General features: G+C 71.5%; 20 protein-coding genes. 6 read left to right on the top strand and 14 right to left on the bottom strand.

What is annotated here, in order from left to right; all coding sequences use genetic code 11:
- Positions 1–106 precede the first annotated feature (106 nt).
- Entirely contained in the window at positions 107–1,117 is a 1,011-nt protein-coding gene (locus tag ACFUJY_RS30900) for an NlpC/P60 family protein (protein WP_383305696.1), read from the top strand.
- Between the two features lie 239 nt (positions 1,118–1,356).
- Positions 1,357–2,088 (top strand): phosphatase PAP2 family protein, encoded by a 732-nt coding sequence (locus tag ACFUJY_RS30895; protein ID WP_383305695.1) that lies wholly within the window; start codon positions 1,357–1,359, stop codon positions 2,086–2,088.
- Between the two features lie 78 nt (positions 2,089–2,166).
- On the opposite strand, the gene ACFUJY_RS30890 is transcribed toward ACFUJY_RS30895, so the two are convergent.
- Entirely contained in the window at positions 2,167–3,759 is a 1,593-nt protein-coding gene (locus tag ACFUJY_RS30890) for an FAD-binding oxidoreductase (protein WP_383305694.1), read from the bottom strand.
- A 66-nt stretch (positions 3,760–3,825) separates the two neighbouring features.
- On the bottom strand, positions 3,826–3,999 hold the full coding sequence (locus ACFUJY_RS30885) for a hypothetical protein (RefSeq protein ID WP_383305693.1): 174 nt from the start codon (positions 3,997–3,999) through the stop codon (positions 3,826–3,828).
- A 284-nt stretch (positions 4,000–4,283) separates the two neighbouring features.
- On the opposite strand from ACFUJY_RS30885, the gene ACFUJY_RS30880 reads away from it, so the two are divergent.
- Together ACFUJY_RS30880 and ACFUJY_RS30875 are read left to right on the top strand one after the other, a co-directional pair.
- Complete coding sequence (locus ACFUJY_RS30880) at positions 4,284–5,144, top strand: hypothetical protein (protein ID WP_383305692.1); 861 nt, start codon at positions 4,284–4,286, stop codon at positions 5,142–5,144.
- A gap of 114 nt (positions 5,145–5,258) precedes the next feature.
- The gene (locus ACFUJY_RS30875; RefSeq protein ID WP_383305691.1) at positions 5,259–5,453 is read left to right on the top strand and encodes a hypothetical protein; all 195 of its coding nucleotides are present in this window, start codon (positions 5,259–5,261) and stop codon (positions 5,451–5,453) included.
- Between the two features lie 6 nt (positions 5,454–5,459).
- On the opposite strand, the gene ACFUJY_RS30870 is transcribed toward ACFUJY_RS30875, so the two are convergent.
- Positions 5,460–5,837: a metal-sensitive transcriptional regulator gene (locus tag ACFUJY_RS30870; RefSeq protein ID WP_383305690.1), complete on the bottom strand. Its 378-nt coding sequence runs from the start codon at positions 5,835–5,837 to the stop codon at positions 5,460–5,462.
- 200 nt (positions 5,838–6,037) lie between these two features.
- Between ACFUJY_RS30870 and ACFUJY_RS30865 the strand changes: the two genes are divergently transcribed.
- Positions 6,038–6,658, top strand: a complete 621-nt coding sequence (locus ACFUJY_RS30865; protein WP_164401152.1) for a DUF47 domain-containing protein — start codon at positions 6,038–6,040, stop codon at positions 6,656–6,658.
- A 5-nt stretch (positions 6,659–6,663) separates the two neighbouring features.
- Positions 6,664–7,662, top strand: a complete 999-nt coding sequence (locus tag ACFUJY_RS30860) for an anion permease (protein ID WP_383305689.1) — start codon at positions 6,664–6,666, stop codon at positions 7,660–7,662.
- 173 nt (positions 7,663–7,835) lie between these two features.
- On the opposite strand, the gene pstB is transcribed toward ACFUJY_RS30860, so the two are convergent.
- The 11 genes from pstB to mshD form a co-directional block, all read right to left on the bottom strand.
- On the bottom strand, positions 7,836–8,612 hold the full coding sequence (pstB, locus tag ACFUJY_RS30855; RefSeq protein WP_383305688.1) for a phosphate ABC transporter ATP-binding protein PstB: 777 nt from the start codon (positions 8,610–8,612) through the stop codon (positions 7,836–7,838).
- 27 nt (positions 8,613–8,639) lie between these two features.
- Positions 8,640–9,728 (bottom strand): phosphate ABC transporter permease PstA, encoded by a 1,089-nt coding sequence (gene pstA / locus ACFUJY_RS30850; RefSeq protein WP_383305687.1) that lies wholly within the window; start codon positions 9,726–9,728, stop codon positions 8,640–8,642.
- The gene (gene pstC / locus ACFUJY_RS30845; protein ID WP_383305686.1) at positions 9,725–10,711 is read right to left on the bottom strand and encodes a phosphate ABC transporter permease subunit PstC; all 987 of its coding nucleotides are present in this window, start codon (positions 10,709–10,711) and stop codon (positions 9,725–9,727) included. Before pstC ends, pstA begins: the two co-directional genes overlap by 4 nt.
- A 123-nt stretch (positions 10,712–10,834) precedes the next feature.
- Positions 10,835–11,971 (bottom strand): phosphate ABC transporter substrate-binding protein PstS, encoded by a 1,137-nt coding sequence (pstS, locus tag ACFUJY_RS30840; protein WP_383305685.1) that lies wholly within the window; start codon positions 11,969–11,971, stop codon positions 10,835–10,837.
- Between the two features lie 177 nt (positions 11,972–12,148).
- A complete protein-coding gene (locus ACFUJY_RS30835; RefSeq protein WP_383305684.1) occupies positions 12,149–12,562 on the bottom strand; it encodes an NUDIX hydrolase in 414 nt (137 codons plus the stop codon).
- On the bottom strand, positions 12,559–13,578 hold the full coding sequence (locus tag ACFUJY_RS30830; protein ID WP_383305683.1) for a CHAD domain-containing protein: 1,020 nt from the start codon (positions 13,576–13,578) through the stop codon (positions 12,559–12,561). Before ACFUJY_RS30830 ends, ACFUJY_RS30835 begins: the two co-directional genes overlap by 4 nt.
- Positions 13,565–15,817, bottom strand: a complete 2,253-nt coding sequence (locus ACFUJY_RS30825; protein WP_383305682.1) for an RNA degradosome polyphosphate kinase — start codon at positions 15,815–15,817, stop codon at positions 13,565–13,567. The genes ACFUJY_RS30830 and ACFUJY_RS30825 overlap by 14 nt, the downstream gene beginning before the upstream one ends.
- Before the next feature lie 251 nt (positions 15,818–16,068).
- Positions 16,069–16,839, bottom strand: a complete 771-nt coding sequence (locus ACFUJY_RS30820) for a hypothetical protein (RefSeq protein WP_383305681.1) — start codon at positions 16,837–16,839, stop codon at positions 16,069–16,071.
- Positions 16,836–17,726: an ABC transporter ATP-binding protein gene (locus ACFUJY_RS30815; RefSeq protein ID WP_383305680.1), complete on the bottom strand. Its 891-nt coding sequence runs from the start codon at positions 17,724–17,726 to the stop codon at positions 16,836–16,838. The genes ACFUJY_RS30820 and ACFUJY_RS30815 overlap by 4 nt, the downstream gene beginning before the upstream one ends.
- Positions 17,723–18,133 (bottom strand): GntR family transcriptional regulator, encoded by a 411-nt coding sequence (locus ACFUJY_RS30810; protein ID WP_383305679.1) that lies wholly within the window; start codon positions 18,131–18,133, stop codon positions 17,723–17,725. The genes ACFUJY_RS30815 and ACFUJY_RS30810 overlap by 4 nt, the downstream gene beginning before the upstream one ends.
- Before the next feature lie 89 nt (positions 18,134–18,222).
- Positions 18,223–19,161, bottom strand: coding sequence for a mycothiol synthase (gene mshD / locus ACFUJY_RS30805; RefSeq protein ID WP_383305678.1), 939 nt, complete (start codon positions 19,159–19,161; stop codon positions 18,223–18,225).
- Positions 19,162–19,205: the final 44 nt, after the last annotated feature.

Here is a 19,205-nt window from a genome sequence, read left to right as displayed (position 1 = left end):
TTCTGGTCCGTCGGCGCTCCCTGAGCGCCCCCGCGCTCCCGGTCGTGACTCGTACACACCCTCGAAAACGCTCCCGAACCCCACCCCGATAGGGGATGGTTGACGGGTGCGTAGATTCTGGGTGGCCGTCGGGGTCGGGGTCGGGGGGGCCGCGTGTTTTGTGGCGTTGCTCGTCGTGGGGACCTACTCCGCTGCCGCCGGGCTCGTCGGAGGGGGCGGTGGGGGAGCCGTCGCGTTGGCCAAGGGGGCCGTGCCGGCGAAGTATCAGGGGCTCGTCCAGAAGTGGGGGAACCTCTGCTCGGCCATCAACCCGGCTCTCCTCGCCGCGCAGCTCTACCAGGAGAGCGGCTGGAACCCCCGCGCCGAGAGCTCCGCCGCCGCGCAGGGCATCGCGCAGTTCATCCCGGGGACCTGGGCGAGCCACGGGATCGACGGGGACGGGGACGGGGATCGGGACGTGTGGGACCCGGCCGACGCGATCCCCTCCGCCGCGTCGTACGACTGCGAGATCGCCGGGTACGTGAAGAAGGTGCCCGGCGACCCCACCGACAACATGCTCGCCGCCTACAACGCGGGGGCGTACCGGGTGATCAAGTCGGGCGGGGTGCCCGACATCGCGGAGACCGAGAACTACGTCAAGGTCATCCGGTCGCTGGAGAAGAGCTTCGCCCGGCCCGTCGGCCGTGTGCAGCCCTCCCAGCAGGCGGCGGGGGCCATCTACTTCGCCCAGAAGAAGCTCGGTACCAAGTACCTGTGGGGCGGCAACGGCACGCCCGAGCAGGGCGGGCGGTTCGACTGTTCCGGGCTGACCCAGGCCGCGTACCGGACCGTGGACATCGAGCTGCCCCGTGTCGCGAACGACCAGTACAACGCCGGGCCGCACCCCTCGCGCGACGAACTGCTCCCCGGCGATCTGGTGTTCTTCTCCGACGATCTGACCAATTCGCGCGCCATTCATCACGTCGGCCTGTACGTCGGGGGCGGGTACATGATCAACGCTCCGTACACTGGTGCGGTCATTCGGTTCGACAAGATCGACACGCCCGACTACTTCGGTGCCACACGTGTGACCAAGGACGGGGCCGCGGCGCTGCCGACCGCCCGGCCGGCCGCCTGACGTCCGCGCCGGTGGCCGGAACCCTCCGTGAAGCCCAGGCCGTGAGCTGCGACGATGTGTCACTCTTCGATAACGTCATGGTGATCATTCGGTGGAGAGTGGAACGTACGCGCGGGGCGCGTCGTTCTCTGGCTGGGCGCGTGAGTGATCGACGTGGACGAACCGAACACGGGGGTTCGTGAATCGCGGCGCACAGGGACGTGTGCCGCAGCAGCAGACAAGGCAAGGGGCCGCAGCAGATGGCTGGACTCGCACTGGATGGGTCGAACCCCGACGTCAGCCTGCTCTACGACATCAACGGGCTCGCCAAGTCCGCTCCCACCTGGTTCGACCGGGTCATGGAGTTCGTCGGAGAGTACGGGATCATGTTCGGCATGGTCCTCGTGGTCCTGTGGTGCTGGTGGAGCGTCCGCCGGCGCGGCACGGCCGAGGACTCCGTGTCGGCGGTGGCCGGGATCGTCTGGGCCCCGCTGGCGGCCGGTATCGCCCTGCTCATCAACATTCCGATCCGTGGGTTCGTGGAACGGCCCCGTCCGTTCAAGGACCATTCCGGGCTCGACGTCCTGGTCGACGGGAAGAACGACTTCTCGTTCGTCAGCGACCACGCCACGATGGCGATGGCCCTCGGCGTCGGGCTCTTCGTCGCCCACCGGAAGTTCGGCATCGCGGCCATCGGCCTCGCCCTGCTGGAAGGGTTCTGCCGGGTCTACATGGGCGTCCACTACCCGACCGACGTCATCGGCGGCTTCGCCCTCGGAACGGCCGTCGCGCTGCTCCTCGCGCCCCTGGCCATGATGATGCTGACGCCTCTCGTGGCGGCCGTCTCCCGGTCCGCCCGCCTCGGCCCCCTCGTCCGCTCGCGCCGGCCCCGGACGGCGGACGCCGGCCGGGAGGACGCGCTCGGCATCCCCGAGCCGCGCCCCGGTTCGCGCGGCGGCGGCTCCGACGGCGAGAAGGGCCTCGCGGCCTGAGCCCCGCACTCCTCCAGATGTGCCCCGGAGCCCGTCGGGCGGTCCGGGGCACACCTGTATGCGGAGCCCGGGATCTCCTCAGAGCCCCTGCGCGTACGTGAACAGCCCCTCCGGGTCGTACCGCTTCTTCACCCGGGCCAGGCGCGCCGTCGACGAGCCGTAGTACGCGGTGCGCCAGTTGGTCAGGGACGGGTCCGTGTAGTTCTGGTACGCCGCTCCGGAGGCGTACGGGCGCATCGCCGCATGGGTGTCTTTCAGCCAGTTCTGCTGGGCGGTTCCCGGGGTCCCGGGGCGCCAGGCCCCGATGTACTGGGCGAGCACCCGGGAGCGGCGGTGGACGAACGCCGTGGCCTTCGGGTCCACCCGGTTCACCGCCCCGCCCAGCGCGGTCAGCGCGACCGAGCCCCCACCGCCCTGGTCCGGGGCGAGGCGGGTGAACGCCTGGACCGCGTCGAGCAGGGCCGAAACGCCCGCCGGGGGCAGTGAGCGGTCGTAGAAGTCCGAGGCGGCGGCGTACGTCTCGCGCCGGAGGGCGCCCTGCGGGGTGCGGCCCGGCGTGGTCCCCGGGAGGTGGCACTGCGCGTCCGTGAGGCCCGAGCAGCCCGCGTACACGAGCATGGCCTCCCGGTAGTCGCGGCGGCGCAGCGAGACCGAGGTGGCGGAGGCGCCGATGCGGTCGGCGAGCCGGTCGACGGCGTTCTGCAGGTCCCCGTACGTGCCGAGGCCGAACGCCGAGACCGAGACCGTCGGGTTGCTGCCGCCCGGACCGGCGTCGAGGTGCGCGGCCGACCAGATCTCGTCGGGCTGGTCCGGGCCCCACTCCTGCCAGGCGGTGACGACGTCCCGGGCGCGCGACCAGGGCCAGGACATGTACGCGGTGACCGTCCGGGGGGCCGGGTGCGTACGGAAGCGGAGGCTCGTGACGACGCCGAAGTTGCCGTTGCCCGCGCCGCGCAGGGCCCAGAAGAGGTCGGGGTCGCGTTTGGCGTCGGCGGTCAGCGTCCTGCCATCGGCCGTGACGACGGTGGCGGCCGTGAGGCTGTCGCAGGTCAGGCCGTAGGCGCGGGCGGCGACGCCGTGACCGCCGCCGAGGGTGAGGCCGGAGATGCCGACGGTGGGACAGGAGCCGCCGGGGATCGTCACACCGTGCGCGGCCAGGCTCTCGTAGACGCCGAGGAGCTTGGCGCCGGCGCCGATCGTGCCGTCCGCCTCGACGCGGTCGAGTGACGCGACGTCGATCACCAGGCGGCCGTTGCCGCTGGACCAGCCGGCGTACGAGTGGCCGCCGCTGCGGATCGCGACCGGCACGGAGGAGCGGCGGGCGAAGGCCAGGCACTCGCGGACGTCGTCCTCGTGCCGGACGTAGGCGATCCCGGCCGGTTTCTGACCGTCGAAGCGGGTGTTGTAGAGCTGACGGGCGGTCGGGTACGCGGTGTCGCCGGGGCGGATCAGCGGCCCGTCGAGGCTCTCGGCCAGCGCGGACCAGTCCGCCGGGCCGGAGGGCTTGGACGGTTTGGACGCCGAGGGGGCCGGGGAGGACGCGGACCCGGCGGCCGGGGTGCCGCCGGGGGCCGGGTCCGTCGTGTCGGTGCCCTCGCACGCGGTGGCGGTGGCGCCGGTGAGGACGGCGGCGCCCGCCGCGAGGAGCGTGCGCCGGTTCGGCGGGGTCATCGGACCTCCGGTGTGGGGGAGAGGGGGAGGGCCTGACCCGGAGGAGAGGCCCTGGGAGGGCCGGGCTCAGGCCGTGGTGCGGTGTTTCTCGGCGTCCGTGCGGGCCCGGTCGCGGGACCGGCGGGCGGGCCCGGACCAGCCGCAGGGGCAGCGGGCGGTGCAGAACGACCCGCGTTCGACGGTGGTGGGTTCATGGGCGGGGCGGGCCGGCGGGACCTCGGCGGCGTGTTGGTCGTACACGCGGACACGGTACTGGGCGGGGTGCCCCGGCCGGGAGGGGTCCGTCAACCGTGAGGGGGCGCGCTGGGGCCTGTCGTCGACCTGCCGTCTGCCGGGCGGCGCCGTGCACGCACTCTCGCCGCCCGGCCCGCCCTCCGGGCGGATGACGCCGGTTCGACGACAGGCCCCAGGACCGCGCCGACGGCGCCAATCGGGGGCGTGGACGTTACAGGGGGCACCGGCCGTCGTTATGCGAGGCGGACACGACCTCGGGCAAGCGGTTCGGCGTTGGGGATGGGCAGGCGATGGTGGTGCAGCAGCACAGGTCCGGAGGCGGGGTGCGCGTCGTGCGCGCCCTCGTCGCGGTGGGCGTGACGGCGGCGGCCGCCGGGTGCGCCGGTGGTGGCGGCGCCGACCGGGCCGCGGCGGCCGCGGACGCCCGGGACGGCGGCGCCGAGGTGGTGCGGCGGGCGGCGGCGGTGCTCGCCGGGGACGGCGTCGCGAGCGCCGAGGTGAGTACCTCGATGGAGACGGCCGCCGGGGGCACCCGGGTCACGATCAGGGGCTCGGGGGCGTACGACTTCCGGGCCGGTTCGGGCCGGCTGAAGGTGGTGCTGCCGCCCGATGCGGCGGGCGAGGAGGAGCACCGGCCGATCACGGAGCTGCTGGCGCCGGGTGCGCTGTACATGATGAACCGGGGCGCGGGGGTGCCCGCCGGCAAGTGGGTGCGCATCGACACGACGGCCCTGGAGGACGGCAACCTGGTCACCGGAGGGGTGACCGATCCGCTGGCCGCCGCCGAGCTGCTGCGGGGCGCGGGGGCGGTGACGTACGTGGGCGAGACGGATGTGGCCGGGGTCGCCGTGCGGCACTACCGGGGCACCGCGGACATCGGCCGGGCGGCGCGACTGGCGGCGCCGGGCGCGCGGGCGGCCCTGGCGGCGGCGGCGAAAGGGTTCCGCACGCGGGCCGTGCGGTTCGACGCGTATCTGGACGAGCAGGGGAGGCTGCGCAAGGTGCGCCACCGGTTCAGCTTCGCCAACGGGGGCCGGGCGGCGGAGGTCGTCTCCACGACGCTCCTCTACGGGTTCGGCGTGCCCGTCACCGTACGGCTGCCGCACGACCGGGACATCTACACCGGCGAGATCGAGCAGGGACGGGCGTGAGATGAGTCGCATGTCCCGCGCGGGTGGGGGCGAAATGGTCCGTCCGTGCCATGCGCGGTGCGTGTCGGGATCTCTACCCTGGGAAGCCGGTAACGGCAGTGAGAGGTGAGTGACGTGGTGACGCTCAGCGCCCCGACCGTATCGGACCATGTGGCGCTCGCCGAGATCGAGCTGTGCGGGGAACTGATGATCGCCGCGTCCGCGGCGATCGGGGAACGGCTCAGCGCGGACCGTATCGACGAGGTGCTCGACGTGAAGGTGAGCACCGGCCGCACCACTGTCCCCCGGCAGGGCGACCACCGGGACTGAGGCGTCTCAGGTGCGCAGCAGGCGGGCGATGGCCTTGGTGGCCTCCTCGACCTTCGCGTCGACCTCGTCGCCGCCCTTGAGGGCCGCGTCGGCGACGCAGTGGCGCAGGTGTTCCTCCAGGAGTTGGAGCGCGAAGGACTGGAGGGCCTTGGTGGACGCCGAGACCTGGGTGAGTATGTCGATGCAGTAGACGTCCTCGTCGACCATGCGCTGAAGGCCGCGGATCTGGCCCTCGATGCGGCGCAGGCGCTTGAGGTGTTCGGTCTTCTGGTGGTGGTAGCCGTGTATGCCGCGGTCGTGGTCGGTGACGATCGCCTCCACGGGTGCCGCGACGGATGCCGCGTCCGGCGAGGGTTCGGTGTCCGTGGCCTCGGTGGTGGTCATTGCTGCCTCCCGTTTTCCCTTTGCCCTGCCGTTTGAATACCCCTGGTGGGTATATCCTAACGAATTCAGCTGAAACGTGACCGGGGTCCCGTGCTGATCACTGTGCCTGATGCGCGACACTGAAGAATGCCGGTTAGCCGTGGCCGGATGATGCGCCTAGCATCAGCCTGACCGAATCCAAAGCACCCCGAGGACCCCACGTGCGCTTTCGTCTGACCCCCAGGGAGACGAGCTTCTACGACATGTTCTCCGCATCCGCGGACAACATCGTCACGGGCTCGAAACTCCTGATGGAACTGCTCGGGGCGGATTCGTCCTCCCGGGCCGAGATCGCGGAGCGCATGCGGGCAGCGGAGCACGCGGGGGACGATGCCACCCACGCGATCTTCCACCAGCTGAACTCCTCCTTCATTACGCCGTTCGACCGTGAGGACATTTACAACCTCGCGTCGTCGCTCGACGACATCATGGACTTCATGGAGGAGGCCGTGGATCTGGTCGTGCTGTACCAGATCGACCAGCTTCCCAAGGGTGTGGAGCAGCAGGTCGAGGTGCTGGCGCGGGCGGCCGAGCTGACCGCCGAGGCCATGCCGGGTCTGCGCACGATGGACAACCTCACCGAGTACTGGATCGAGGTCAACCGTCTGGAGAACCAGGCCGACCAGATCCACCGCAAGCTGCTCGCCCACCTCTTCAACGGCAAGTACGACGCCATAGAGGTGCTGAAGCTGAAGCAGATCGTGGATGTGCTGGAAGAGGCTGCCGACGCGTTCGAGCACGTCGCGAACACGGTGGAGACCATCGCGGTCAAGGAGTCCTGAACCACGTGGACACCTTCGTACTGATCGTGACCATCGGCGTCGCGCTCGGCTTCACCTATACCAACGGCTTCCACGACTCGGCGAACGCGATCGCCACGTCGGTCTCGACGCGTGCGCTGACGCCGCGTGCGGCGCTGGCGATGGCGGCCGTGATGAACCTCGCGGGCGCGTTCCTCGGCAGCGGGGTCGCCAAGACCGTCAGTGAGGGCCTGATCGCGACCCCCGAGGGCAACAAGGGGATGGGCATCCTCTTCGCCGCGCTCGTCGGTGCCGTCATCTGGAACCTGGTCACCTGGTACTTCGGCCTGCCCTCGTCGTCCTCGCACGCGCTGTTCGGCGGGATGGTCGGCGCGGCGCTGGCCGGCGGGACGATGGTGCACTGGGACGGGGTGCTCGACAAGATCGTCATCCCGATGTTCCTGTCGCCGGTGATCGGCCTGGTGGTCGGTTATCTGGTGATGGTCGCCATCATGTGGATGTTCCGGAAGACCAACCCGCACAAGGCCAAGCGCGGCTTCCGCATCGCGCAGACGGTCTCGGCCGCCGGCATGGCGCTCGGGCACGGTCTCCAGGACGCGCAGAAGACGATGGGCATCGTGGTGATGGCCCTGGTCATCGCGGACGTCGAGTCCCCGAGCGACCCGATTCCGGTCTGGGTGAAGCTGGTCTGCGCGCTGATGCTGTCGCTCGGTACGTACGCGGGCGGCTGGCGCATCATGCGTACGCTCGGCCGGAAGATCATCGAGCTGGACCCGCCGCAGGGGTTCGCCGCCGAGACGACGGGTGCGTCGATCATGTTCGGTTCGGCGTTCCTCTTCCACGCGCCGATCTCGACCACCCATGTGATCACCTCGGCGATCATGGGTGTGGGTGCCACGAAGCGGGTGAACGCGGTGCGGTGGGGTGTCGCGAAGAACATCATCCTGGGGTGGTTCATCACGATGCCGGCCGCGGCGCTGGTCGCTGCGGCGAGTTACGGGGTCGTCTACCTGATGTTCGGCTAGCCCGGACAGGTGTCGCTCGGGTGCGCCTCGGCGGGCGCTTTGTCCTCAATCGCCGGACGGGCTTGATATGCGGGTCCGCCCCGCGCTCCCTCGGGAGTGCGGGGCGGACCCATTTCGCCTTGTGGTGGCACCGCCATGCAGCACCCCAAGGCCGTACGGGAGGGCCGGGCGGATCAGCCGAAGCGGCCGGAGATGTAGTCCTCGGTGGCCTGGACCGACGGGTTGGAGAAGATGCGTTCCGTCTCGTCGATCTCGATGAGCTTGCCCGGCTTGCCGACCGCCGCCAGGTTGAAGAACGCGGTGCGGTCCGAGACGCGGGCGGCCTGCTGCATGTTGTGCGTGACGATGACGATCGTGAACCGCTCCTTGAGCTCGCCGACCAGGTCCTCGATGGCGAGGGTGGAGATCGGGTCGAGGGCGGAGCACGGCTCGTCCATCAGCAGCACGTCCGGCTCGACGGCGATCGCGCGGGCGATGCACAGGCGCTGCTGCTGACCGCCGGAGAGGCCGGAGCCGGGCTTGTTCAGCCGGTCCTTGACCTCGTTCCACAGGTTCGCGCCGCGCAGCGACTTCTCGACGATGTCGTTGAGGGCGCTCTTGCGGTACGAGCCGTTGAGGCGCAGGCCGGCCGCCACGTTGTCGTAGATCGACATGGTGGGGAAGGGGTTCGGGCGCTGGAAGACCATGCCGACCGTACGGCGTACGGTCACCGGGTCGACGTTCGTCCCGTACAGGTTCTCGTCGTCCAGGAGCACCTTGCCCTCGACGCGGCCGCCGGGGGTGACCTCGTGCATGCGGTTCAGGGTGCGCAGGAAGGTGGACTTGCCGCAGCCGGAGGGGCCGATGAAGGCGGTCACCGAGCGGGGCTCGATGGTCATGGAGATGTCGTCTATCGCCTTGTGGCTGCCGTAGTAGGCCGACAGTCCGCTGACGTCGATGCGCTTGGCCATGTGAATCACTGCTGCTTTCCGGCGGGCCTAGCGCCCGGCCTTGGGGGCCTTCCAGCGGGCGATGCCGCGGGCCACCAGGTTGAGGATCATGACGAAGGCGATCAGGACCAGGGCCGCTGCCCAGGCGCGGTCGTAGGACGCGGCCTCACCGATCTTGTACTGCTCGTAGATGTAGAAGGGCAGTGACGACTGGGCGCCTTCGAAGGGGTTGGTGTTGATCAGCTGACTGCCGAAGACCAGCAGGATGATCGGGGCGGTCTCACCGGCGATGCGGGCGACGGCGAGCATGACGCCGGTCGCGATGCCGCCGATGGCGGTCGGCAGGACCACCTTCAGGATCGTGCGCCACTTCGGGACGCCGAGGGCGAGGGACGCCTCGCGGAGCTCGTTCGGGACGAGCTTGAGCATCTCCTCGGTGGAGCGGACGACCACCGGCATCATCAGGATCGTCAGGGCGAGCGCGCCCATCAGGCCGGAGGGCTCCAGGCCCGCGATGAGCATGATCGAGAGGATGAAGAGACCGGCCACGATCGACGGGATGCCGGTCATGACGTCCACGAAGAAGGTGACGGCCTTGGCCAGCGCGCCCTTGCCGTACTCCACCAGGTAGACGGCGGTGAGCAGGCCGAGCGGGGCGGAGAGCAGGGTGGCGATGCCGACCTGTTCCAGGGTGCCGATCAGCGCGTGGTAGACGCCGCCGCTGGCCTCGGGCCCGAGGACACCGGCCATCGAGTGGGTCAGGAAGTAGCCGTCCAGGCGTTCGGAGCCGCGGCTGACGGTCGTCCAGAGCAGCGAGGCCAGCGGGACGACGGCGAGCAGGAAGCACACCCAGACCAGGCTGGTGGCGAGGCGGTCCCGGGCCTGGCGCTGGTTCTCGACCACGCTGGTGGTGACGTACGAGATGGCCAGGAAGAGCAGCGCGGAGATCAGGCCCCACTGCACACGGCTCTGCCAGCCGGCGGCGAGGCCGATGCCGATGCCGAGGGCCACGGCGACGACGGCGAAGCCGAGCGGGGCCAGGCGCGGCAGGGACCGGCTGCTGAGGCTGCGCCGCGGGGCGGCCGGTGCGGGCGTCGGGAGTTCCTGGACGCCGGGGGTGGTGGTGGCGTGGCTCATGCGTTGGCCCCCGAGTACTCCTTGCGGCGGGCGATGATGAGCCGGGCCGCGCCGTTGACGAGCAGGGTGAGGACGAAGAGGACCAGGCCGGAGGCGATCAGGGCGTCCCGCCCGAACGCGTCGGCCTCGCCGAACTTCGCCGCGATGTTCTGGGCGAACGTCCCGCCGCCCGGGTTGAGCACGTGCAGCGAGATCAGGAAGTTCGGCGACAGGACGGTGGCGACGGCCATCGTCTCGCCGAGCGCGCGGCCGAGGCCCAGCATCGACGCGGAGATGACGCCGGAGCGGCCGAACGGCAGGACCGAGAGGCGGATGACCTCCCAGCGCGTGGCGCCGAGGGCGAGCGCGGCTTCCTCGTTCATCCGGGGGACCTGGAGGAAGACCTCGCGGCTGACGCTGGTCACGATCGGAAGGATCATGACCGCGAGGAGGATGCCGACGGTGAAGAGGGAGCGGGCGACGCCGATCTCGGTCTTCTCGAAGACGTACGTCCAGCCGAAGAACTGGTCGAGCCAGAGGTTGAGCCCCTCCAGGTACGGCACGAGCACGAGGGCGCCCCAGATGCCGTAGACGATGCTGGGGACGGCGGCGAGCAGGTCGATGACGTACGCGATCGTGCCGGCCAGCTTGCGCGGGGCGTAGTGCGAGATGAACAGGGCGATGCCGACGGCGACGGGGACCGCGATGGCCATCGCGATGACGGAGCTGACGATGGTCCCGAACAGCAGGACGGCGATGCCGAAGACGGGCGGGTCACCGGCCGGGTTCCAGTCGAAGGTGGTGAGGAAGTTGCCCTCGTCCTTCGAGATGGCGACGGCGGCGCGGTAGCTCAGGAACACGGCGATCGACGCCATGATCAGCAGGAGCAGGATGCCGGAGCCGCGCGAGAGGCCGAGGAAGACCCGGTCGCCGGTGCGGCCCGTGGACCGGGGGCCGGATCGCCTGCCCGGTGGGGTTTCTATCTGTTGTGTGGTGGTAGCCATGGTCTTTCCGGTCTGTGTGGGGGAGCCGGGGCTCCCCTGGCGGCGGTGCACCGGAGGGGTGGAGGCCGGTCCGGAGGGGTGTTCCGGACCGGCCACCGGATGTGCTGGGTGTCGTACGGCTGGTTACGAGAGGCCGGCGACGGTCTCGCGGACCTTGGCGTTGATCTCCTCGGGGATCGGGGCGTAGCCCGCCTCGGTGAGGAGCTTCTGGCCGTCCGCCGAGGCGGTGTAGGTCAGGAAGGACTTGACGGTGCCGAGGGTGTCGGCCTTGTTGCCGGTGTCGCAGACGACCTCGTAGGTGACGAGGACGAGCGGGTAGGCGCCGTCGGCCTTGGTGGTGTAGTCGAGGTCGAGCGCCAGGTCCTTGCCGGTGCCCTTGATCTTGGCGGCGGCGATGGCCTTGGAGGCGTTCTCGGAGGACGCCTTGACCGGGGCGGAGCCGCCGGTGTCGATGTCGACCGTGGAGAGCTGCTGCGAGGTGGCGTAGGACAGCTCGAAGTAGCCGATGGAGCCGTCGACCTGCTTGACCTGGGTGGCGACGCCGGAGGAGCCGGAAGCGGCCTGGCCGCCGGGGGCGGGCCACTTCTTCTCGGCCTCGTACTTCCAGTCCTGCGGGGCGGCGGCGCCGAGGTACTTGCCGAGGTTCTGGGTGGTGCCGGAGTCCTCGGAGCGGTGGAAGGGCTGGATCGCCTTGTCCGGGAGCTTGGCGTCGGGGTTGAGCTTGGCGATCGCCGGGTCGTTCCACTTCTTGATCTTCGTGTCGAAGATCTTGGCGAGGGTGGGGGCGTCCAGGGTCAGGCTGTCGACGCCTTCGAGGTGGAAGCCGATCGCGATCGGGCCGCCGACCATCGGGAGGTTGATGCCCTGGCCGGACTTGCAGATCTTCTTGGAGTCGGCGACCTCCTCGGGCTTCAGTGCCGAGTCGGAGCCGGCGAAGCCGACGGTGCCCTGGTTGAAGGCGACGATGCCCTCGCCGGACGAGGAGGAGTTGTAGTTGATCTCCACGCCGGAGCAGGCGGCCATGTACTCCTTGACCCAGAGGTCCATGGCGTTCTTCTGCGCGCTGGAGCCGGAGGCGCGCAGCTGGCCCTTGGCGCCGTCGCACTTGACGTTGGACGCGGCCTTCGTCTTGGCGCCGCCGGTGGCGGAGGTGTCACCGCTGTTGTCGTCCGAACCGCACGCCGTGAGGACCAGGGCGCCGGAGACGGCGAGGGCACCGAGCGCGGTGGCACGAAGCCGGTTCTTGCGCTGAAGCTTCACTTTCGGGTGTTCCTTCCAGAAGCCGCCGCGGCTGATGTTGCGGGCGGCGTGCGACGCGGGCGGTGCAGTGGCTGATCGCTGCACCCGGTAGGTCTGAAATTAGGCAGAACAGGTGACGCGGTTGACGGGGGTGGGTGAACGGAGAGTGAACCGTGGCGGGCGGCCCGGTTCCGGGCCCTATGCCTCCGGCAGCGTCTTCAGCGCCGCGGCCAGCAGCTCGCGGTCGCGCGGCTGGGTGAGGCGCTCGCGGGCGGCTGCCGGCGGGAGCCACACCACCGCGTCCACCTCGTCGTTCGGGGTGAAGGAGCCCGTCACGGCCTCGGCGGACCAGTACGTGACCTCCTTCGGGCGGCCGTTCGCGACGTACCGGACCATGGGCAGCACGGGCCCCGGCACGCAGTGGTGGCCCGTCTCCTCCAGGACCTCGCGGACCGCCGCCGCCCGCGGGGACTCGCCGCGCTTCAGCTTGCCCTTGGGGAACGACCAGTCGTCGTAACGCGGCCGGTGGACGAGGCACAGCTCCACGCCCGCGGCGGGCGCGGGCGGCCGGCGCCACAGGACGCAGCCCGCCGCCCGCACCGTGCCGGTCACGACCGCGCCGCCCCCGTCGCCGCGCAGGGCCAGCTCTCGCGGAAGACCGCGCGCGCCGCCTCCACCTCGTGGCGCTGGTCGGCGTGGAGCACGCCCAGGGCGTACGCGGTCGCCGGGGCGATCCTGGGCGTGCGGGCGGCCGTGGCCGCCGCGCCGGCCGCCTCCGCCGCGTCCCGGTGCAGGTCGAGGGCGTGGCCCGGGGCGGCCAGGACCGGGTCGGGGGCGCCGTGCACGACCTCGTGGGCGTAGCGGTGCAGCCGGAGCAGCAGGCGGGTCTGGTGCCAGGGCGCGTCGTGCGCCTCGTTGTACGGCTCCGCCGACTCGTCGGAGGGCAGCGCGGCGACCGCCCCGAGCAGCCGCTGCTCCGCCCGGGCCGCGGGTCCGGCGAGCACGTCCCCGGCCGGCCCGGCCGCGGTGGCGGAGAGCGGGACCTCGGAGGCGAGCAGGGCGACCGCGTCGGCCACCGCGTGGAAGCGGGAGGAGCCGAGGGCCTGGAGGGCGGTGGAGTGGGCGCGGGTCCGGGCGAGGGTGAGCTGGCGTTCGAGGAGCGCGCCGGCCCGGGCGGCGCCGACGCCGAGGACGGGGCGGCCCTGGCCCGCGGGTTCGCCGGGTGTGCGGGCGGCCGGGAGGGCGGGGTCGCCGGAGAGGCCGTGCAGGGCGTCGAGGAGCCGGGTCAGCCGGTCCGCGTAGGCGTGTTCGCGGGCGAGGGTGCCGGAGAGCCAGGACAGTTCGGTGCGCAACTGCTCCGCCCAGAGCGGGTCGAGCGCGGTGCGGAAGGTGCGCAGGGCGGCGCCGATCCGGCGCGAGGAGCGGCGCAGGGCGGTGGCGGCCTGTTCGGCGGCGCGCGATCCGGCGTCCGTGGGGGCGGTGTTCTCGCGGTGCAGGCGCAGGCTGCGCAGGAAGTCCGCGGCCTGGGTGCGCAGATAGGGGCCGAGGACCGACCCCGCGCTCACGCCGGTGATGCCGGGGGCGTGGGCCGGGGCCGTGGCCTGGGTGTGCTGGTCAGGGCGTCGCACGCCGGCGCCTCCGGGCGTCAATGAGCATTTCCTGTACGTGCCGCAGGGGTTTGCCGTCCGCGTCCACGGAGTGCCGGGTCCAGTTGCCGTCCGGACCCAGGTGCCAGGAGGAGGTGGTGTCGGCCATGCCGGTCTCCAGGAGGCGGCTGAGCGCGGCGCGGTGGGCGGGGTCGGTGACCCGGACCAGGGCCTCGATGCGGCGGTCGAGGTTGCGGTGCATCATGTCGGCGCTGCCGAACCAGACTTCGGGTTCGCCGCCGTTGCCGAAGGCGAAGACCCGGGAGTGTTCGAGGAAGCGGCCGAGGACCGAGCGGACCCGGATGTTCTCGGAGAGGCCGGTGACGCCGGGGCGGATCGCGCAGATGCCGCGGACCCAGATGTCGACGGGGACGCCGGCCTGTGCGGCCCGGTAGCAGGCGTCGATGATCGCCTCGTCCACCATCGAGTTGACCTTGATGCGTACGTAGGCGGGGCGGCCGGCGCGGTGGTGCGTGACTTCCTTGGTGATGCGGGCGACCAGGCCGTCGCGCAGCGACTTGGGGGCGACGAGCAGCCGGCGGTAGGTCTCGCGGCGGGAGTAGCCGGAGAGCCGGTTGAAGAGGTCGGAGAGGTCGGCGCCGACCTGCGGGTCGGCGGTGAGCAGCCCCAGGTCCTCATAGAGCCGGGCCGTCTTGGGGTGGTAGTTGCCGGTGCCGACGTGTGAGTAGCGGCGCAGGGTGTCGCCCTCCTGGCGGACGACGAGGGAGAGCTTGCAGTGGGTCTTCAGGCCGACGAGCCCGTAGACGACGTGGCAGCCCGCCTCTTCCAGCTTGCGCGCCCACTTGATGTTGGCCTGCTCGTCGAAGCGGGCCTTGATCTCGACCAGGACGAGGACCTGTTTGCCCGATTCCGCGGCGTCGATGAGGGCGTCCACTATCGGTGAGTCGCCCGAGGTCCGGTAGAGCGTCTGCTTGATCGCGAGGACGTCCGGGTCGCCGGCCGCCTGCTCCAGGAACGCCTGGACGGAGGTGGAGAAGGAGTCGTACGGGTGGTGCAGCAGCACGTCGCGCTCGCGTACGGCGGCGAAGATGTCCGGCGCGGACGCGGACTCCACCTCGGCGAGGTCGCGGTGGGTGCCCGCGATGAACTTGGGGTACTTCAGCTCGGGGCGGTCCAGCGACGCTATGCCGAAGAGGCCGGTGAGGTCGAGGGGGCCGGGCAGCGGGTAGACCTCGGCGTCGGACACCTTCAGCTCGCGGACCAGCAGGTCCAGCACGTACGGGTCGATGGACTCCTCGACCTCCAGGCGGACCGGCGGGCCGAAGCGGCGGCGCATGAGCTCCTTCTCCAGCGCCTTGAGCAGGTTCTCGGTGTCGTCCTCCTCGACCTCCAGGTCCTCGTTCCTGGTGACCCGGAACATGTGGTGCGCCATCACCTCCATCCCCGGGAACAGCTCCTCCAGGTGGGCTGCGATGACGTCCTCTATGGGGACGTAGCGCTCCGGCGACGCCTCCAGGAAGCGGGTCAGCAGCGGCGGCACCTTGACCCGGGCGAAGTGGCGGTGGCCGCTGACCGGGTTGCGTACGACGACGGCGAGGTTCAGCGAGAGGCCGGAGATGTACGGGAAGGGGTGGGCCGGGTCGACGGCGAGGGGGGTGAGGACGGGGAAGACGCGCTGCCGGAAGAAGGTGAACAGGCGGGCCTGCTCCTTGTCGGTCAGCTCCGGCCAGCGGATCAGCTGGATGCCCTCGTCGGACAGGGCGGGGGCGACGTCCTGCTGGTAGCAGGCGGCGTGCCGGGCCATGAGCTCGCGCGAGCGGGTCCAGATCAGGTCCAGCACCTCGCGGGGCTGGAGGCCGGACGCGGACCGGGTGGCGACCCCGGTCGCGATGCGGCGCTTGAGGCCGGCGACCCGGACCATGAAGAACTCGTCCAGGTTCGACGCGAAGATCGCCAGGAAGTTGGCGCGCTCCAGGAGGGGTGTGGTCGGGTCCTCGGCCAGTTCGAGAACGCGTTCGTTGAACGCGAGCCAGCTGCGTTCCCGGTCCAGGAAGCGGCCCTGGGGCAGCTCGTCCCCGTCCACCTCGGGCTCGTAGGCGTCGGCGTCGGCGTCGATGTCCGGATCGAAGTCGGCGGCGGTGGACAGGGCCGCGCCTCTTCCGGAGGGGGCGACGGCGTGCGGCCGGTGCGCGGCGAGGGCGCCGACGGACGGCTGGGCGGCGGGCTGGACCGGGACCTCGGAGCTGGGCTGCTGGCTCATGAATCCATTGTTCCGCCCGGAGCGCTCCACAAGCGCGTCGGAGGCGGACGAGATCGCGTGGACGGCGCGGTCGGGGCGCGTTCTGCCGGTATTTCGCCCGTTGCGGGGGGACGGCACAGCTGGCTGCATCCTGCGAGGGTCGCAAGGCCGTCTGAATGCGTGGTTACGACGACATGACGTGCGGGAAGCGGTGGGTGGCCGTGTGTGGGGGCCCGTCCGGGGCCGGGGCCCCGGACGGGTTTGGGATCGCCTCAGGCGTGGTGGCGCCGCAGCACCCGGAAGGCGAGGGCGGTGGCGGCGGCGAGGACGAGGAGGGTGGTGGTTTCGGTGAGCTGGAGTGGCCAGAAGTGTCCGCCGGGGCGGACGGCTTCCCTGACCACGATCAACGCGAGGGAGACGGCCACCGTGAGGGCCATCGATGGCAGGGTGCGCCGGAGCAGCAGGGCGATCAGCGCGCCGAGGGCGAGGCCGAGCAGGGCGGAGGCGACGGGTACGGGGCCCATCGCCCCGTGGACCAGTGGTTCGGACGACGCCGACGGATAGTGCGTCTCGTGCGTACGGGACCAGCCCCACGCGTAGACGGCGGACAGTACGGCGACCCCGGCCACGGTGAGGACACCGGGCACGGCCAGCCTGGCGGCCAGCCAGCGGGCGGGGCTCACCGACTGGCTCCAGGAGAGCCGGTAGGTGCCGTCCTCCAGTTCCCGGCCGATCAGCGGCCCGGCGACGAAGAGGCCGATGAGCGCGGGGAGGGCCGCCATGATCAGCGCAGCGTAGTCGACGAGCCGGGCGTAGTGCAGCTCGATGCTGAGGAAGTGGCGGACCTGGATGCCGCAGCCGGTGACGGTGTGCTGGACCGAGCAGCCGGTGCCGGCGAAGTCGTCGGCGGCGGAGGAGGTGAACCACCAGGCCCCGGCCACCAGGGCGACCCCGACGAGGGCGAGGGCACCGCTCACCCACAGGACGAGGCGGTGCTGCCGGACGACGAGTCGCGCCGGGCCCCGCAGGGCAACCGCGCTCATGCCGCCACCGCCTCGCGGACCGTCGCGCTCGGGGTGAGCAGCGCGGGGGCTTCCGGGGAGCGCAGGTGGGCGAGCAACAGCTCCTCCAGGGTGGGGTCGGAGCGGTCCCAGGCCGGGTCGACCGGGCCGTCCGGGCGGACCAGGGCGGTCAGGGCGCGGCCCGTCGTGCGGGATTCGATCACCGTGTGCGGGGCGAGGTCGCGGGCCGGGCCCGTGAGGACGGCGTGGGCGGCGAGAAGCTCGTCCGTCTCGCCGCCGAGGCGGACGTGGCCGCCGTCGATCAGGAGGAGGTGGTCGCAGGCGCCCTCCAGCTCGCTGAGGATGTGCGAGGACATCACGATGGTCGTCCCGTGCTCGGCGGCCTCGGCCATCAGGGCGCCCATCAACTGGTGGCGGGCGAGGGGGTCGAGGTCGGCCATCGGTTCGTCCAGGAGCAGGAGTCCGGTGCGCTTGCCGAGGGCCAGGGCGAGGGCCAGACGGCTGCGCTGGCCGCCGGAGAGGTCGCGGACCTTCGCGTCCGCCGGCAGCGGATCGGCGATGCGTGCCGCCGTGTCCCGGTCCCAGCCGTCCGGGTTCAGCTCCGCACCCGCCCACAGCGTTTCGGAGACCGTCAACTGCGGGTAGAGCGGCTTGTCCTGGGCCACGTACGCCATCCGGGCACGCGTCTCGCCGGGCGCCGAGCCCAGGACCCGCAGCGTTCCCTCGGCCGGGCGCAGGAAACCCGCCGCCAGGGCGAGCAGGGTGGACTTGCCGGCGCCGTTGGGCCCGACGAGCGCGCAGACGGCGCCGGCGGGTAGCCGGAACGTGCAGTCCCGCAGCGCCCAGCCGCCTCCGCGGCCCCGGTATCTCATGCCGAGCCCCTCGGCCTCGAGCGCGGTGCCTGTCATCGGTCCTGGTCCCCCTCGAATGTGCTGTCCAGTACGGCGGTGAAGAGCGCGCTCACGTCGTCGCGTTCGAGTCCGGCCGCCCGCGCCCGGCCCGCCCAGGCGGCGAGTTCGGTGCGCAGCGGGGAGTCGTCGTCGGCCGCCGCGCCACCGAGCGACCGGGTGACGAAGGTGCCGAGGCCGCGGCGGCCCTCGACCAGTCCTTCGCGTTCCAGCTCGCGGTACGCCTTGAGCACGGTGTTCGGATTGATCGCGGTGGCCTCGACCACCTCGCGTGCGGTGGGCAGCCGGTCGCCGGGCTCCAGCAGGCCCAGGCGCAGGGCCTGTTTGGTCTGCTGGACGATCTGGAGGTACGTGGCGACACCGCTGCGCCGGTCGATGCGGAACTCGACTGCCGCGGACTCTGCCATCTTCACCCTTTCACTAATTGAGTAGTGAAAGGGTGTCGTAAGAAGGGAGCGGCGTCAAGCGACGCCGCCCCCGGGGGAGTTGAAGGTGCTCAGGACTCCGTGCGGTACATCAGGTCGACCTCGTGCGTCACGAAGCCCATGCGCTCGTAGACCGCGAGGGCGGCCGGGTTGTCCGCGTCGACGTAGAGCATCGCGGTCGGCAGCCCTTCCGCCGCCAGGTGGCGCAGGCCGATCGCGGTGAGCGCCTTGCCGAGGCCGCCGCCCTGCGCGTCGGGGCGGATGCCGACCACGTACACCTCGCCGAGCTGCTCCTCGGCGTGCACCTTCGTCCAGTGGAAGCCGATCAGCTCCGTGGCGCCCGCGCCGTCCTCGCGCTCGGCCAGGAAGAAGCCCTTCGGGTCGAACCAGGGCTCGGCCTTGCGGTCGTCCAGGTCGCGCTGGGTCAGGGAGCCCTGCTCGGGGTGGTGGGCGAAGGCCGCGCGGTTCACCGCGAGCCAGGCGGCGTCGTCCTCGCCGGGGACGAAGGTGCGCACGGTGACGCCCGGCGGGAGGGCCGGCTCGGCGAGGTTCAGCGGGTTCAACGGGCGGCGCAGCTGGCGCAGTTCCCGGAACAGGGAGAGGCCGAGGACCTGGGCGAGATGGCGCGCCGCGGCCTTTCCGCCGTGCGCCCAGACCCGCAGCCGCTTCCCGGTGGCGGCGAGCAGGGCGGCCCCGAGCGCGCGGCCGTGGCCGTGGCCCCGGTGCGAGGGGTGCACGACCAGCTCGGCGGCGGGCGCCTCCACGGGGTCGGTGTCCTCCAGCTGCGCGTACCCGGCGAGCACGCCCCCCGCCGACAGCAGGAAGTGCCGTACGCCCTCCCGCTGCCCGCCCCGCAGTTGCAGACGGCCCTGCTCCGAGACGGCCTGCCGGCCGTCGGACCGCGCGGCCTCGGCGAGCAGGTCGAGCACGGCCGCGGCCTGCTCGGGGGAGAGGGTGTCGAGCGTCTGGATCTCGCGTCCGGGGGCGGGGAGGGGTGCGTCTGTCGTCATGGGTCCGAGCGTAAGCGTCTGTGGCCCGCACCGGTTGGCAACCA

The organism is Streptomyces sp. NPDC057249 (genome assembly GCF_042669245.1).
GTDB lineage: Bacteria > Actinomycetota > Actinomycetes > Streptomycetales > Streptomycetaceae > Streptomyces.
This window is presented reverse-complemented; position numbering and strand designations above follow the sequence as displayed.